Origin of the sequence: Kitasatospora sp. NPDC004669, from assembly GCF_040609455.1 — a bacterium.
GTDB lineage: Bacteria > Actinomycetota > Actinomycetes > Streptomycetales > Streptomycetaceae > Kitasatospora.
Genome location: NZ_JBEXKB010000022.1, coordinates 115,059 through 128,962 on the forward strand (window position 1 = coordinate 115,059; position 13,904 = coordinate 128,962).

Annotated in this window: 16 protein-coding genes; 8 read left to right on the forward strand and 8 right to left on the reverse strand. The window is 72.6% G+C overall.

All coding sequences use genetic code 11. The features are described 5' to 3' along the window. Nucleotide 1 precedes the first annotated feature (1 nt). Entirely contained in the window at nucleotides 2-601 is a 600-nt protein-coding gene (locus tag ABZW30_RS20300) for a DNA-3-methyladenine glycosylase I (RefSeq protein ID WP_355672511.1), read from the reverse strand. Next, nucleotides 598-1,014, reverse strand: coding sequence for a DivIVA domain-containing protein (locus ABZW30_RS20305; RefSeq protein WP_355672512.1), 417 nt, complete (start codon nucleotides 1,012-1,014; stop codon nucleotides 598-600). Before ABZW30_RS20305 ends, ABZW30_RS20300 begins: the two co-directional genes overlap by 4 nt. Nucleotides 1,015-1,194: 180 nt before the next feature. Here ABZW30_RS20305 and folP point away from each other — a divergent pair, with 180 nt between their 5' ends. Continuing rightward, entirely contained in the window at nucleotides 1,195-2,007 is an 813-nt protein-coding gene (folP, locus tag ABZW30_RS20310; RefSeq protein ID WP_355672530.1) for a dihydropteroate synthase, read from the forward strand. Between the two features lie 93 nt (nucleotides 2,008-2,100). Here folP and ABZW30_RS20315 read toward each other — a convergent pair whose 3' ends face one another. Both ABZW30_RS20315 and dapE read right to left on the reverse strand, forming a co-directional pair. Then, entirely contained in the window at nucleotides 2,101-2,910 is an 810-nt protein-coding gene (locus tag ABZW30_RS20315) for a TIGR00730 family Rossman fold protein (RefSeq protein WP_355672513.1), read from the reverse strand. A gap of 120 nt (nucleotides 2,911-3,030) precedes the next feature. Beyond that, entirely contained in the window at nucleotides 3,031-4,107 is a 1,077-nt protein-coding gene (gene dapE / locus ABZW30_RS20320) for a succinyl-diaminopimelate desuccinylase (protein ID WP_355672514.1), read from the reverse strand. A 145-nt stretch (nucleotides 4,108-4,252) separates the two neighbouring features. Between dapE and ABZW30_RS20325 the strand changes: the two genes are divergently transcribed. Both ABZW30_RS20325 and ABZW30_RS20330 read left to right on the forward strand, forming a co-directional pair. Next, nucleotides 4,253-5,320 (forward strand): hypothetical protein, encoded by a 1,068-nt coding sequence (locus tag ABZW30_RS20325; RefSeq protein WP_355672515.1) that lies wholly within the window; start codon nucleotides 4,253-4,255, stop codon nucleotides 5,318-5,320. A gap of 309 nt (nucleotides 5,321-5,629) precedes the next feature. After that, complete coding sequence (locus ABZW30_RS20330; protein WP_355672533.1) at nucleotides 5,630-6,439, forward strand: hypothetical protein; 810 nt, start codon at nucleotides 5,630-5,632, stop codon at nucleotides 6,437-6,439. 125 nt (nucleotides 6,440-6,564) lie between these two features. Here ABZW30_RS20330 and dapC read toward each other — a convergent pair whose 3' ends face one another. Together dapC and fdxA are read right to left on the reverse strand one after the other, a co-directional pair. Beyond that, complete coding sequence (gene dapC / locus ABZW30_RS20335) at nucleotides 6,565-7,728, reverse strand: succinyldiaminopimelate transaminase (protein WP_355672516.1); 1,164 nt, start codon at nucleotides 7,726-7,728, stop codon at nucleotides 6,565-6,567. A gap of 20 nt (nucleotides 7,729-7,748) precedes the next feature. After that, a complete protein-coding gene (gene fdxA / locus ABZW30_RS20340; protein WP_350511846.1) occupies nucleotides 7,749-8,075 on the reverse strand; it encodes a ferredoxin in 327 nt (108 codons plus the stop codon). Between the two features lie 134 nt (nucleotides 8,076-8,209). Between fdxA and ABZW30_RS20345 the strand changes: the two genes are divergently transcribed. Both ABZW30_RS20345 and ABZW30_RS20350 read left to right on the forward strand, forming a co-directional pair. Then, nucleotides 8,210-9,211 carry a GNAT family N-acetyltransferase gene (locus ABZW30_RS20345; protein WP_355672517.1) on the forward strand — a complete coding sequence of 334 codons (1,002 nt, stop codon included), beginning with the start codon at nucleotides 8,210-8,212 and terminating at the stop codon, nucleotides 9,209-9,211. 67 nt (nucleotides 9,212-9,278) lie between these two features. Then, nucleotides 9,279-10,151: a transglutaminase-like domain-containing protein gene (locus tag ABZW30_RS20350; RefSeq protein WP_355672531.1), complete on the forward strand. Its 873-nt coding sequence runs from the start codon at nucleotides 9,279-9,281 to the stop codon at nucleotides 10,149-10,151. Between the two features lie 12 nt (nucleotides 10,152-10,163). Here the strand turns inward: ABZW30_RS20350 and ABZW30_RS20355 are convergent, their stop codons facing one another. Further along, nucleotides 10,164-10,793 (reverse strand): response regulator transcription factor, encoded by a 630-nt coding sequence (locus ABZW30_RS20355; RefSeq protein WP_355672518.1) that lies wholly within the window; start codon nucleotides 10,791-10,793, stop codon nucleotides 10,164-10,166. Between the two features lie 60 nt (nucleotides 10,794-10,853). On the opposite strand from ABZW30_RS20355, the gene ABZW30_RS20360 reads away from it, so the two are divergent. Both ABZW30_RS20360 and ABZW30_RS20365 read left to right on the forward strand, forming a co-directional pair. Continuing rightward, a complete protein-coding gene (locus tag ABZW30_RS20360; protein ID WP_355672519.1) occupies nucleotides 10,854-11,798 on the forward strand; it encodes a MerR family transcriptional regulator in 945 nt (314 codons plus the stop codon). Then, the gene (locus ABZW30_RS20365) at nucleotides 11,792-12,292 is read left to right on the forward strand and encodes a GNAT family N-acetyltransferase (RefSeq protein WP_355672520.1); all 501 of its coding nucleotides are present in this window, start codon (nucleotides 11,792-11,794) and stop codon (nucleotides 12,290-12,292) included. The genes ABZW30_RS20360 and ABZW30_RS20365 overlap by 7 nt, the downstream gene beginning before the upstream one ends. A gap of 207 nt (nucleotides 12,293-12,499) precedes the next feature. On the opposite strand, the gene ABZW30_RS20370 is transcribed toward ABZW30_RS20365, so the two are convergent. Beyond that, the gene (locus tag ABZW30_RS20370) at nucleotides 12,500-12,871 is read right to left on the reverse strand and encodes a hypothetical protein (protein WP_355672521.1); all 372 of its coding nucleotides are present in this window, start codon (nucleotides 12,869-12,871) and stop codon (nucleotides 12,500-12,502) included. Between the two features lie 197 nt (nucleotides 12,872-13,068). Here ABZW30_RS20370 and ABZW30_RS20375 point away from each other — a divergent pair, with 197 nt between their 5' ends. Next, a complete protein-coding gene (locus ABZW30_RS20375; protein ID WP_355672522.1) occupies nucleotides 13,069-13,797 on the forward strand; it encodes a GntR family transcriptional regulator in 729 nt (242 codons plus the stop codon). Nucleotides 13,798-13,904: the final 107 nt, after the last annotated feature.

Genomic DNA, 13,904 nt, shown 5'->3' on the forward strand with positions numbered 1-13,904 from the left:
CTCAGCGCTTCCGCTTCTCGCCGGTGCGGACGTGGCAGTCCGCCAGGTGGTCGTCGACCAGACCGCAGGCCTGCATCAGGGCGTAGGCGGTGGTCGGGCCGACGAAGCGGAAGCCCGCCTTCTTCAACGCCTTCGCCAGCGCCGTCGACTCGGGCGTGACGGCCGGCACCTCCGCCGGTGTGCGGGGGGCCGGCCGGGCCGGGTCGGCGGCGAACCGCCAGATCAGCGCGTCCAGGCCGCCGTCCAGGTCGCGGGCGACCTTGGCGTTGGCGATCGCCGCCTCGATCTTGGCCCGGTTGCGGATGATGCCCGCGTCGGCGAGCAGCCGCTCCTTGTCCGCCTCGCCGAACTCGGCGACCTCGGCGATCTCGAAGCCGGCGAACGCGGCCCAGAAGCCCTCGCGGCGACGCAGGATGGTCAGCCAGGACAGGCCGGACTGGAAGGCCTCCAGGCAGACCCGCTCGAACAGGGCGTCGTCGCCGTGCACCGGGCGGCCCCACTCGGTGTCGTGGTAGACGCGATAGTCGTCGGTCGAGTCGCCCCAGCCGCAGCGGCGCAGGCCGTCCGCGCCGAGCACCGCGCCCTCCGCGACGTCGGTCACTGCTCCGTCCCCGGCTTCGCGTCCTCGGGGGCCTTGGCGGGCACCGCGGCGGGCTGGACCACCTTGGCGAACTCCTCCAGACCGGGCAGCGGTTCGGCGTCCGGGGCGGTGGTGGCCTCGACCGCGCCGCGCAGGTGGGCGGCGGCCTCCAGCTCGGCGATCCGCGAGTCGCGGTAGGCGAGTTCGGCGCCGAGGCGGTCCAGGACGTCGTCCACCTCGTCCATCCGGTAGCCGCGCACGGCCATCGGCAGGCGCAGGTCGTCCACGTCCGCCTTGCTCAGCGGTCGGTCCTGCGGCAGCCGCGCGGCGATGCGGTCCGGCACCGCCTCCGGCATCGAGCCGCCCCCGCCCAGCGCCACCAACGCGGCGCCGCCGACCACCACGGCCATGGCGACCACGATCACCCAGAACACGAGCTGTCCTCCCGAACTCCCGGCCGGTCCTCGATCAAGTGCCAGGGAACCAGACTGATCATGACAGCATGGTCCCTAGTGAGGCCGGGGGCCATCATCGCACCCGCAGGAGCTGTGGAGGAGACATCGGTGGCACTGCGCCTGGGACCGCGCGAATTCGGTGACGACGAGCTGGTGATCATGGCGATCGTGAACCGGACGCCGGACTCGTTCTTCGACAAGGGCGCGACCTTCGCCGACGAGGCCGCGTTCGCCGCCGCCGACCGCGCGATGGCCGAGGGCGCGGCGATCCTGGACATCGGCGGGGTGAAGGCCGGTCCCGGCGACGAGGTCACGGTCGAGGAGGAGCTGCGGCGCACCGTCCCCTTCGTGGCCGAGCTGCGCAAGCGCCACCCCGACGCGGTGATCAGCGTGGACACCTGGCGGCACGAGGTCGGCGAGGCGGTCTGCGAGGTGGGCGCGGACCTGCTGAACGACGCCTGGGGCGGGGTGGACCCGAAGCTCGCCGAGGTGGCCGCCCGGTACGACGTCGGGCTGGTCTGCACCCACGCGGGCGGCGCCGAGCCGCGCACCCGGCCGCACCGGGTCGGGTACGAGGACGTGATGGCGGACATCCTGCGGGTGACCGTCGGGCTGGCCGAGCGGGCGGTGGGGCTGGGCGTCCGCCGGGACGCGGTGATCATCGACCCGGGGCACGACTTCGGCAAGAACACCCGGCACTCGCTGGAGGCCACCCGGCGGCTGCCGGAGATGACCGCGACCGGCTTCCCGGTGCTGGTCTCGCTCTCCAACAAGGACTTCGTCGGCGAGACCCTGGACAAGCCGGTGAACGAGCGGCTGCTCGGCACCCTGGCCACCACGGCGGTCTCGGCCTGGCTGGGCGCGCAGGTGTACCGGGTGCACCAGGTCGCGCAGACCCGCCAGGTGCTGGACATGGTCGCCTCGATCCGGGGCACCCGCCCCCCGGCGGTCGCCCGCCGGGGGCTGGCCTAGGCACCTCTATTCGGCGCTCGGACCCGGTGCCGACGTTCGTCGCTCCGGCGCTCGTGCCTCGCTTGTCGTGCTCTATTTGGCGCTCGGCTCGCCCTAGATCTCGTCGGCGGGCCGGCGGGCGTCGGCGAGGATCTTCATGACCTCGTCGATCTCGTCGGTGATGTGGAACAGCTCCAGGTCGTGCGGGGCCGCCTTGCCCTGCTCGACCAGGGTGTTCTTCAGCCACTCGTAGAGGCCGCCCCAGTAGGCGCTGCCGTAGAGGATCACCGGGAAACGGGTGACCTTCTTCGTCTGCACCAGGGTGAGCGCCTCGAACAGCTCGTCCAGCGTGCCGAGCCCGCCGGGCAGGACCACGAAGCCCTGGGCGTACTTCACGAACATCGTCTTGCGGACGAAGAAGTAACGGAAGTTCAGCCCGAGGTCGACGAACTCGTTGAGGCCCTGCTCGAAGGGCAGCTCGATGCCGAGCCCGACGCTCAGCCCGCCGGCCTCCGAGGCGCCGCGGTTGGCGGCCTCCATGGCGCCCGGGCCGCCGCCGGTGATCACCGCGTAGCCGGCCTCGGCCAGGGCCCGGCCGATGGCCACCCCGGCCTCGTACTCGGGCGAGTCGACCGAGGTCCGGGCGGAGCCGAAGACGCTGATCGCGGGCGGGAGTTCGGCGAGGGCGCCGAAGCCCTCGACGAACTCGGAGGTGATCCGCAGCACCCGCCAGGGGTCGGTGTGCAGCCAGTCGGTGGGACCGGTGGTGTCCAGCAGGCGCTGGTCCGTGGTGCTCGTGCCGACCTGGTCCCGGCGCACCAGCACCGGGCCCTTCTGCTTCTCGGGCCAGGCCTTCTTCTTCCGCGGCACGCCGACCTGCTCGGGGCCGTGTCCGTAGTGCTTGTCGTCTCCTGTGCCTGTCATGACGAAACCCTACGCCGACCTTCCCCCGTTTTCAGGCAACGGAGGAAGGTCGGTTGGGCGACCGGAAGGTGGCGTTCAGCTGCCGGTCCAAGCGGGCGTCGAACCCCGAACCGGCGCGGATCAGCTGGTCAGCCAGGCGCGCAGCCGGGCCTCGGTCTCGGCGATGGCGGTCAGCGAGCAGTGCTCGTCCCGCTTGTGCGCGAAGTTCGGGTCGCCGGGGCCGTAGTTGACCGCCGGGACGCCGAGCGCGCTGAACCGGGCGACGTCGGTCCAGCCGAACTTGGCCCGGGCCTGGCCGCCGGTGGCCGCCAGGAAGGCCTGCGCGGCCGGCTGGGAGAGGCCGGGCAGGGCGCCCGCGGCGAAGTCGGTCACGGTCAGCTCGAAACCGTCGAAGACCTCGCGCACGTGCTTCTCCGCCTCGGCCTCGCTGCGGTCCGGCGCGTAGCGGAAGTTGATCGTGATCACGCACTCGTCCGGGATCACGTTGCCGGCCACGCCGCCGTCGATCCGCACCGCGTTGAGGCCCTCGCGGTACTCCAGGCCGTCGATCTCCACCCGGCGCGGCTGGTAGTCGGCGAGCCGGGTGAGCACCTCGGCGGCATGGTGGATGGCGTTGTCGCCGAGCCAGCTGCGGGCCGCGTGGGCGCGCACACCGGTGAGCCGGATCTGCGCCCGCAGGGTGCCCTGGCAGCCGCCCTCGACCACGGCGTCGCTGGGCTCCATCAGCACCGCGAAGTCGGCGGCCAGCCACTCCGGGCGGTCCTTGGCGAGGTGGCCGAGGCCGTTGCGGTGGGCCTCCACCTCCTCGCAGTCGTAGAACACGTAGGTGAGGTCGCGGTTGGGCTCCGTCAGGGTGGCGGCCAGGCGCAGCGCGACGGCCACGCCGGACTTCATGTCCGAGGTGCCGCAGCCGTAGAGCAGGTCCCCCTCGACGTACGAGGGCAGGTTGTCGGCGATCGGCACGGTGTCCAGGTGGCCGGCCAGCACGACGCGCTCACCGCGGCCGAGGTCGGTGCGGGCGACCACGTTGTTGCCGTAGCGGTCCACGGTGAGGTGCGGGTAGCCGCGCAGGGCGGTCTCCACGGCGTCGGCGAGTGCCTGCTCGTCGCCGCTCACCGAGGGGAAGTCGACGAGTCGGGCGGTCAGCGCGCCGCCGTCGAGAGTGAGGTCCAGGGGCGTCGGGTTCGGGCTGCTCATGGCGTCAGCCTATCCGCGTGGATGTGCGGCTCGTGTGGGCGTTCTGTGACACAGAAGGTACCCGGATCGGCAACCGGAGTACGCCGCACACCCGTCCGAGTGGGTACGGTGTCGGATCAAGAAGGCGGGCGCGAGAGGGGCGAGGGTGGCCAGGAGAAGGAACAGCGAGGAGCTGGGCGAGGAGCTGGGCGACGAAGCGGCGCCCCGCCGCCGCGGTCCGGTGCGCGCGCTGTTGCTCGTGCTGGTCGGGCTGCTCGGCCTGGCGATGGTCGCGGGCCTGGCGGTGGTCGGGATCTGGTGGTTCGGGTTCCGGCCGGGCGTCTCGGAGGAGTGCTCGGTGAAGACCGCGGCCGGCAGCGGCACGCTGGAGCTGCCGCAGGCCGCCAACGCCGCGACGATCGCCGCGGTGGCGCGTTCGCGCGGGCTGCCGGACCGGGCGACCGCGATCTCGCTGGCGACCGCCATGCAGGAGTCCAAGCTGCGCAACCTCGCGGGCGGCGACCGGGACTCGATCGGTCTGTTCCAGCAGCGTCCCTCGATGGGCTGGGGCACCCCGGCGCAGATCGCGGACCCGGTGTACGCGACCAACAAGTTCCTGGACGGTCTGGTCAAGGTCAACGGCTACACCCGGATGCCGCTGACCGACGCGGCCCAGGCGGTGCAGAAGAGCGGCTACCCGCAGGCGTACGCCAAGCACGAGACCAAGGCGACCCTGCTGACCTCGGCGCTGGCCGGGCGTGAGCCGGGCTCCTTCAGCTGCGTGGTGCACGACTATGCCAAGCCGGACCCGGCCGACTCGCCGTCGCCGACCGCGGGCGCCACGGCGGCCCCGGCCGCGCAGCCGGACCGCGCCCAGGTGCTGTCCGACCGGGTGCGCCGGGAGTTCGGCCGGACCGTGACCCCGGCCACCGGCTACACCTCGACGATCAAGGGCGCCGAGAACGCGGTCTCGCTGACCCCGGACCCGGCCGCCGCGGCGCTGACCTCCTCGGCCGACGCCGGGGCCGACGCCGGGGCGAGCGCGGAGCGGGCCAGCGGCTGGGAGGTGGCCCACTGGGCGGTCGCGCAGGCCCAGCAGTTGGGCATCGCGACCGTGGCCTACGACGGGAAGATCTGGCGCAAGACCAAGTCCGAGGACGGCTGGCAGACCCAGACCTCGGGGACGTCGACCAAGCTCGTTCAGGTCACCCTGGCCCCGTACGACAAGAGCTGACGCACTGACGTACGGGTTGCCGCCGAACGGGTGATTCTGGTCAACTCCGGTGGACCGACCGCCCGTTCCGGCGAACCGGGGTGGAGAACCGTCACTTCCCTTGGTCGGGGCCGATTCGACGGTGCGCGGCGGGGTCCGATGGACCCCGTCGCCGTGGTCATACGATCCGATGGTCGGTCAGGAACTTTCCTTGCACCGGCCGAAACCTTCTGGCTTCTCAAGCGGTAACAACCTCGTCCGCCCGGTCCCGTCCAGGCCCGGTCGTCCACCCGGTGGACGGGACGGACCCAGACCCCTTCGAGGAGCCCCATGTCTCACCCCCTCACGCGCCGGATCGCCCAGGCCGCGCTCATCGTGGCCGCCGGAGCGACCCCGCTGGTCGCGGCCGGCTCCGCGTCCGCCCTGGGCGGGGACGCCCTGCTTCCCAAGAGCGACCTCGCGGCGCCGCTGGGCCAGCTGACCAACACCGACACCGGTTCCAGCCTGCAGCACACCACCCACCAGCTCGGCCAGGCCGCCGGCACCACCGGCGCGGCCACCGTCGCCGCGGGTGTGCCGGCCTCCGCCGACGCCACCGGTGACATCGTCGCCCACCAGCTCCCCGCGGCGAACGAGAAGGCCAGCTCGCTGACCGCCCCGGTCGACCAGACCGCCGCCACCACCGGCCGGCTCTCCGCCGTCACCCCGAAGGTCGCCTCGGGGCTGACCGGCAAGCTCGGCGAGGCCGTCACCGGCAAGGGCACGGGTATGGGTACCCGCAGTGCCGACGCCGGCGCCGGCCCGGTCGGCGGGCTCGGCCAGGCGGGCGCCGTCGCCCAGGGGCTGCCCGGCGCCGACAAGCTCTCCGGCGCCGTCCCCGGCACCAACGCCGTCACCGACGCGCTGCCGCTCGGCTCGGTGGAGCGCGCGCTGCCGGTCGGCTCGGTCGAGCACGCCCTGCCCGGCGACCTGCCCGGCACCGACGTCCTGGGCCTCGCGGAGCACGGCTCGGCCAACCGCCTCGGCGGCGCCGACCTCGGCCCGAACAACCCGCTCTCCGGCCTGACCGGCGCCCTCGGCCCGGTCAGCGGCCTGCTGGGCGGCGTGAACGGCGGCGGCATCAGCGGCCTGCCGATGTAGTCCCGACGCGCCGGGGCGTGTCCTGCGGGTCTTGTCGGACCCGGCGAAGATCCTCAGGACACGCCCTGCCCCCATGGCGAAGGGGCCGGTGTTCCACTCGGAACACCGGCCCCTTCGGCGTGTCGTCAGCGCGCCGTGTTCAGCCGCTCGACGGCTGCGGCGACCCGCTCGTCGGTCGCGGTGAAGGCGACCCGGACGAAGCGTTCGCCGGCCGGCCCGTAGAAGTCGCCGGGCGCCACCAGGATGCCCAGCCGGGCCAGTTCGGCCACGGTCTCCCAGCACGGGCGGTCCTGGGTCGCCCACAGGTAGAGGCTCGCCTCGGAGTGCTCGACCCGGAAGCCGTACGCCTCCAGCGCCGCCCGCAGCGCCGAGCGCCGGGCCGCGTACCGCTCCCGCTGCTCGGCCACGTGCGCGTCGTCCGCCAGGGCCGCGACCGTCGCCGCCTGGACCGGCGCCGGCACGATCATGCCGCCGTGCTTGCGCACCTCCAGCAGCTCCTTGACCACCACCGGGTCGCCCGCCACGAAGGAGGCGCGGTAGCCGGCCAGGTTGGAGCGCTTGGAGAGCGAGTGGACGGCCAGCAGGCCCTCGTGCTGCGTTCCGTCGCCGGGGTCCCCGCAGACGTCCGGGTGCAGGACGGAGACCGGGTCGGCCTCCCAGCCCAGCTCCAGGTAGCACTCGTCGCTGACCAGCAGTGCCCGGTGCTCCCGGGCCCACTCGACGGCGCGGCGCAGCTCGTCCTTCCCGAGCACCCGGCCGGTCGGGTTGGACGGCGAGTTCACCCAGAGCAGGCGCACCCGGGAGCCGTCCAGCTCGTCCACCGAGTCGTACTCGACCGGCTCGGCGCCGCACAGCCGGGCGCCCACCTCGTAGGTCGGGTAGGCCAGCCGCGGGTAGGCGACCTGGTCGCCCGGGCCGAGGCCGAGCTGGGTCGGCAGCCAGGCCACCAGCTCCTTGGAGCCGACGGTCGGCAGGACGGCCTGCGGGCCGATCTGCGCGCCGCAGCGGCGGTGCAGCCAGCCGGCGATCGCCTCGCGCAGCTCCAGCGGTCCCCAGACGGTCGGGTAGCCGGGCGTGTCGGTGTGGGCGGCCAGCGCCTTCTGGATCACCTCGGGGACCGGGTCGACGGGGGTGCCGACCGAGAAGTCGCAGAGGCCGCCCGGGTGGGCGAGGGCGGTGGCCTTGTAGGGCTCCAGCTTGTCCCAGGGGAACACCGGGAGCCTGTCCGAAACGCGGCGCGCCGCCCCCGGGTGGCCCGGGAACGGCGCGCGCGTGCTGTTCGTGTTCACAGCTCAGTAGCCACCGATCGTCAGTGGTCGGCGTTCTGCGGCGGCAGAGCGGCGATGAACGGGTGGTCCCGCTCGATCAGGCCGAGCTTCGAGGCGCCACCGGGCGAGCCCAGGTCGTCGAAGAACTCGACGTTCGCCTTGTAGTAGTCCTTCCACTCCTCCGGAGTGTCGTCCTCGTAGAAGATCGCCTCGACCGGGCAGACCGGCTCGCAAGCGCCACAGTCGACACACTCATCCGGGTGGATGTAGAGGGAACGGCTGCCCTCGTAGATGCAGTCAACCGGGCACTCTTCGATGCACGCCTTGTCCTTCACGTCGACACAAGGCTGCGCGATGACGTAGGTCACGCTGTCGTTCCTCCTCGGAAGGGCCCTGGCGGCCCGTTCTGTTCTGCTCGCGTGCGCGGTGAGCGCGGCGTCGTCGATGCCCGCCCCTAGTATCGCGGGTCTGAGACCGCAAATGCACAGGAGGTGGCCGGATCATGACTCGGGACCCGCTGGAGAGCCGTCCGGGAGTCCGGATAGATCGCTCTGACGTGGGACGACGCGTGTCCGCGCGTCGCGTGTCGGAGTTCGTGGACGGCCGCCCGGTGTTCCGTGATGTGATCGGCGTGCTCACATCATGGGACGATCAAGGACTCGTGATCGTACCGCGCTCGGGTGAGCCGGTCTCCTTCCCGGAGAAACTGCTGGTCGCGGGCAAGACCGTCCCGCTGTTCCCGGCCCGGCGCGCGGCACGTCCGGACGCCACACCCGTCGAACTGCAGCGGATCGCCGCGCGCGGCTGGCCCGGGGTCGAGCAGGAGGCGCTCGGCGAGTGGACGCTGCGGGCCGCCGCCGGGTTCACCCGGCGGGCCAACTCCGTCCAGGCGCTCGGGGACCCGGGGCTGCCGCTGCCGCGGGCGCTGGCCGCCGTCCGGGACTGGTACGCGGCGCGCGGCCTGCCCGCCCTGGTCGAGGTGGCCACGCCCGGGACGACGGACGACCTGCGGGCGCTGCTGGGCCCGCTGCGCTCGCCGACCCTGGTACGCACGGCGCCGCTGGCCGGGGTGGCCCGGGCCGGCTCCGGGCACGACAGGGTGCGGCTCTCGCGGACGGCGGACGCGCAGTGGATGTCGCTGTACGGGCGGCTGGGCGAGGACCCGGCGGTGCGGGAGGCGGCCCGGCGGGTGCTGCACGGCGGCCCGTCGGTCTGGTTCGCCACCGTGCCGGGCGCCCCCGGGCAGCCACCGCTGGCGATCGGACGCTGTGTCATCGACGGGCCCTGGGCCTGCTTCGGCGCGATCGAGGTCCAGCCGTACGCCCGGCGGGCGGGGCTGGCGACGGCGGTCATGGCGGTGCTCGCCGCCCGGGCGGCCGAGGAGGGCGCGAGCGGCGCGTACCTGCAGGTCGAGGCCGGCGACGACGGTGCGATCGCGCTCTATGACGGACTCGGCTTCACGACCAGTCACACTTACCACTACGCGCCCCTGCCCCAGGGGTAGCCGCCCGACCGTTACACCCTTGTTTGTCCGCTTGTCCGTCCGTCGTACGAAGGCCGTCGTCGTCACCGTGACCGAGCAGAGCAGAGACCGCTTCCGGACCGCCGCCCGCGCCGAGCAGCCCGACCCGGTGCTGCTCTGCGTACTCGCCGCCGCCGAACACGGCCCGGTCCTCGACCCGGGCGACCCGGGCGAGCCGCCCGGCGTGGACGCCCTGCTCGCCGCCTGCGAGGCCGCGCTGGACCGGCACGCCGCGGCGGTACGGCTCGCCGTGGCCGAACGCTCGCCGTCCGGGCCGGAGGAGACCGCCGCCCTGCTCGCCGCCGTCCTCGGCGGGCGGGAGCGGTTCCACGGGCGGCAGTCCGACTACCGGCGGCTGGAGTCCTCGCTGCTGCCGGACGTGCTGCGGCGGCGGCGCGGGCTGCCGATCATGCTCTCGCTGGTGTGGATGGCGGTCGGGCGCAGGGCCGGGCTCACCGTCCACGGCATCGCGCTGCCCGGCCACTTCATCGTCGCGGTCGGCGGCCCGGCCGGCGGCGAGGAGTACGTGCTCGCCGACCCCTTCCACGGCGGCCGGCTGCTCGACCCCGCCGACGTCGAGCAGTTGGTCGCCGCCGCCGGGCACGACTTCACCCCCGCCCTGCTCACGCCGGCCCAGCCGCTGGACATCGTGCTGCGGGTGCTTGGCAACATCCGGGTCTGGGCCGCCGACCGCCCCGAGCACGCCCGCACCCAGCTGTGGGCCGCCGAGCTCGCCCTGCTGCTCCCCCGGCACCCCGCCCAACTGCGTCTGGAGCGGGCCGAACTCCTGGTGCGGATGGGGGACTTCCTCGGCGGCTCGGCGGAGATGGACGCCTACGCGCAGATCCTGGACGCCTTCGACCCGGACGGCGCCGCCAAGGTCCGCCAGGAGGCCCGGGCGGCCCGGCACCGGCTCAACTGATCGTCCGCTGGGTTACAGCCAGCCCTTCTCCCGGGCGATCCGGACCGCCTCGGTGCGGTTGCGGGCCTCGGTCTTCTGGATCGCCATCGACAGGTAGTTGCGGACCGTCCCCTCCGACAGGTGCAGCCGCTTGGCGATGTCCGCGTTCACCGCGCCGTCGGCGGCCGCGCCCAGGACGTCCCGCTCGCGCGGGGTCAGCGGGTTGGCGCCCTCGGCCAGCGCGGCCGCCGCCAGCACCGGGTCGATCACCCGCTCGCCGCGCAGCACCCGGCGGATCGCCTCGGCGAGCTCCGAGGCGGGCGCGTCCTTCACCAGGAAGGCGTCCGCGCCGGACTCCATCGCCCGGCGCAGATAGCCGGGGCGGCCGAAGGTCGTCGCGATGACCACCTTCGTCCGGGGCGCTCGGCGGCGCAGCTCGGCGGCCGCCTCGATGCCCGTCATGCCCGGCATCTCGATGTCCAGCACGGCGACCTGCACGTCGTTCCCCAGCACCGCCGCCACCACCTCGTCCCCGCGGCCCACCTGGGCGACGACGTCGATGTCCCCCTCCAGCCCGAGCAGCGCCGCCAGCGCCTCGCGGACCATGCTCTGGTCCTCGGCGAGCAGCACGCGGATCGAGGGGCTGTTCTCTGTGTTACCCATGGTCAAGACCTTAGAGGGAGGCTTGAGTCTCCTGTAGGGGGAGACGCCAAGGTGGACCGCATGGACGGCAACGACCCGCTCTACTCGATCGGCGACCTCGCCCGGCGCACCGGACTCACCGTCAAGACGATCCGGTTCTACGCCGACACCGGCCTCGTGCCGCCCACCGACCGCACCCCGGCCGGTTACCGGCGCTACGACGTCCGGGCGCTGGCCCGGCTGGACCTCGTCCGCACGCTGCGCGAACTCGGGCTGGACCTGCCCGCGATCCGCCGGGTGCTGGAACGCGAGGCCTCGCTGCACGAGGTCGCCGCCGCGCACGCGGAGGCGCTGGAGGTGCAGATCCGCACCCTGCGGCTGCGCCGGGCGGTGCTGCTCGCGGTCGCCCAACGTTCTTCCAGCCCCGAGGAGATGAGACTCATGCACAAGCTCGCCAAGCTTTCCGACGTCGAACGCCGACGACTGGTCCACGACTTCATCGACGAGACCTTCGGCGGCCTGGACGCCAACCCCGAGTTCGTCGCCATGCTGCGCTCGGCCATGCCCGAACTTCCGGACGAGCCAAGGCCGGAGCAGGTCGAGGCCTGGGTCGAGCTGGGCGAACTCGTCCAGGACCCGGACTTCCGGGCGGCGGTGCGGCGGATGGCCGAGCACCAGGCCGCCGAGCGGGCGGACGGCGACCGGGGCGGGCTGCACGTGGCGCTGACCGGGACCGTACGGTCGGTGATCGGCGGGGCGCTGGCCGCCGGTGTCGCCCCCGGCTCTGCTGACGCCTCTCCCGTCGTGGACGCCCTCACCGCCGCCTACGCCGAGACCTTCGAACGCCCCGACGACGCAGCGTTGCGACGCTGGCTCCTCACCCGCCTGGAGACCGCGAACGATCAGCGCGCCGAGCGCTACTGGCAGCTGCTGGCCGTCATCAACGGCTGGCCCGTCCAGGAGAGCCTGCGCGAGGTATTCGAGTGGTTCACCGAGGCCCTGCGCACCAGACTTGCCGAATGCTGACCCTCGAACGCCTCCGCCCCGACCACGCCGACGCCGTTCTCGCCTTCGAACTCGCCAACCGTGCCTGGTTCGCCCGCACCATCCCCGACCGGGGCGACGCCTACTTCGCCGAATTCCCGACCCGCCACGCCGGGCTCCTCACCGAACAGGCCGAGGGCACCTGCCGGTTCCACGTCATCCTCGATCCGAGCGGCTCCCTCATCGGCCGCATCAACCTGGTCGACCTCGCCGATGGATCCGCCGAACTCGGCTACCGCGTCGCCGAATCCGCCGCCGGCCGAGGCCTCGCCAAGGCCGCCGTCGCCGAGGTCTGCCGCCTCGCCGCCACGGATTACGGCCTCACCTCTCTGACCGCCGCCACCACGCTCGACAACCCAGCCTCCCAAGCCGTCCTCACCCACAACGCGTTCGCGGTCACCGGGGAGATCCTCCTCGGTGACCGCCCCGCTCTCTCGTACCGCCGCAGCCTGGCTGCCCTCCGCCCCACGGAGTAGGAATTCGGCCCCGGCCGACTTCCTACTCCGAATCCGCCGAATCCGCCGGAACGACGTGGCGAGGATCGACAGTCCACTCGATGCCGCCGTCCGGCGGGCGGAGGTAGAGCCGCCCGCAGGCGACATCCATGACGACGCCGATGCGATTGGCGCGACGATCGTGAACCAGATCGCCAGGCCTGGGGGTGTACATCCCGGGAGTGCTCATCAAGCGGTCCAGGGCTCGACCTGGTGGAGACGTCGGAGCCGAAGGTTGCCATCGACGGTGAGCGTCACCAGGTTGTCGATCACCTCCACGACCTCGGCAGGAATCCGGGGCGCCCACGGCGTGCCGATCTCCCAGTCCGGAGGCACGATGGCCACCGTCTCGCCGACACCGGGCACCCAGCCGTCTCTCGCGCTCACGACCCGGGCTCCCTCCCGCAGCACCTCGACCAGCTTGGCGATCTCGCGAGGAGCTGCTCCGCCCAACTCGATGACCACCACCCCCGTGGTCCTCACCGATGCCCAATCGACCCTCATCGACGGCAGCTTCACCCGCACCGCCGCCAACACCGCCTGGAGGTCGTCGAACACCATCGCCGCCTCCCGCCGGATCTCCTCGGTCTCCCGAACCAGCCTCGATCCCCCACCCGAACGGACACGCACAGAGAACCCCTCTCAACGGAGCGTCAGTGAACTAGTCCAGGATGAATAGTGACGTATTTCACCCGCTACGGTTCCGAGTGAACTAGTCTGCTCTCACTGCCCGTCAGAACTTGGAGCGTGAGAGCGACTTGTCTGCTGGAGCCCCGAAGACCTACACCGTCATCGCCGACCACTACCGGCAGCGGATCCTGTCCGGCGAGCTGGAACCGGGCACGAAGCTGCCCAGCAACAAGGAGATCTGCGGGCGGTGGGGCGTAGCCGTCGCGACCGTCTCCCGTGCGCTGCAGCACCTCCAGGTGGAGGGCTACGTGCGTACCAGTCCTCGCGGCACTTTCGTGGCGGACGATCCCCGGGTCACCGCCAGTAGCCAGGAGCGACTGGCCCGGGTCAGCCGCCGGAAGTCGTCGCTGATGGACGGCGAGACCAGCCGCGTCACGGCCGCCGAGCTGGTCGTTCCGCCGCTGTACGTGGCCGACCTCTTCGACCTCGACAGCGGCGCACAGATCATCCGGCGCGAGTACATCGTCGGCCGGGGCAAGGCCCGGACAATGTTCGCCGTCTCCTGGTACCCCGCCCACTTCGCGGCGCTGTGCCCGGACCTCCTCAACACCAACCCGGCCCGCAACAACGGCATGACCGCCCGCGTGCTCGAAGCGACCGGCCGCAAGATCACTGCCGGGCGCGACGACATGCACGCCCGCGAGGCCACCCCACGCGAGGCCTCCGCCCTCGCGCTGGCGCCCGGCACCCCGATCCTGGCCCTCGTGCATCGCTGGTCGGACGACCAAGGGATCATCGAGTACACCGAGGCCTGCCTGCCGACCCGCTTCACCATCGGCTACGACTACGCGCCCTGATTTCCTCGGGGTGGGAAGTCGGGTCCGCCACAGGGCCTGGTCGCGGTTGTACATGTAGCCGGACGCGACACCCGCCGTGAGCACGAAGGCGCAGCACAGGAGCGCTG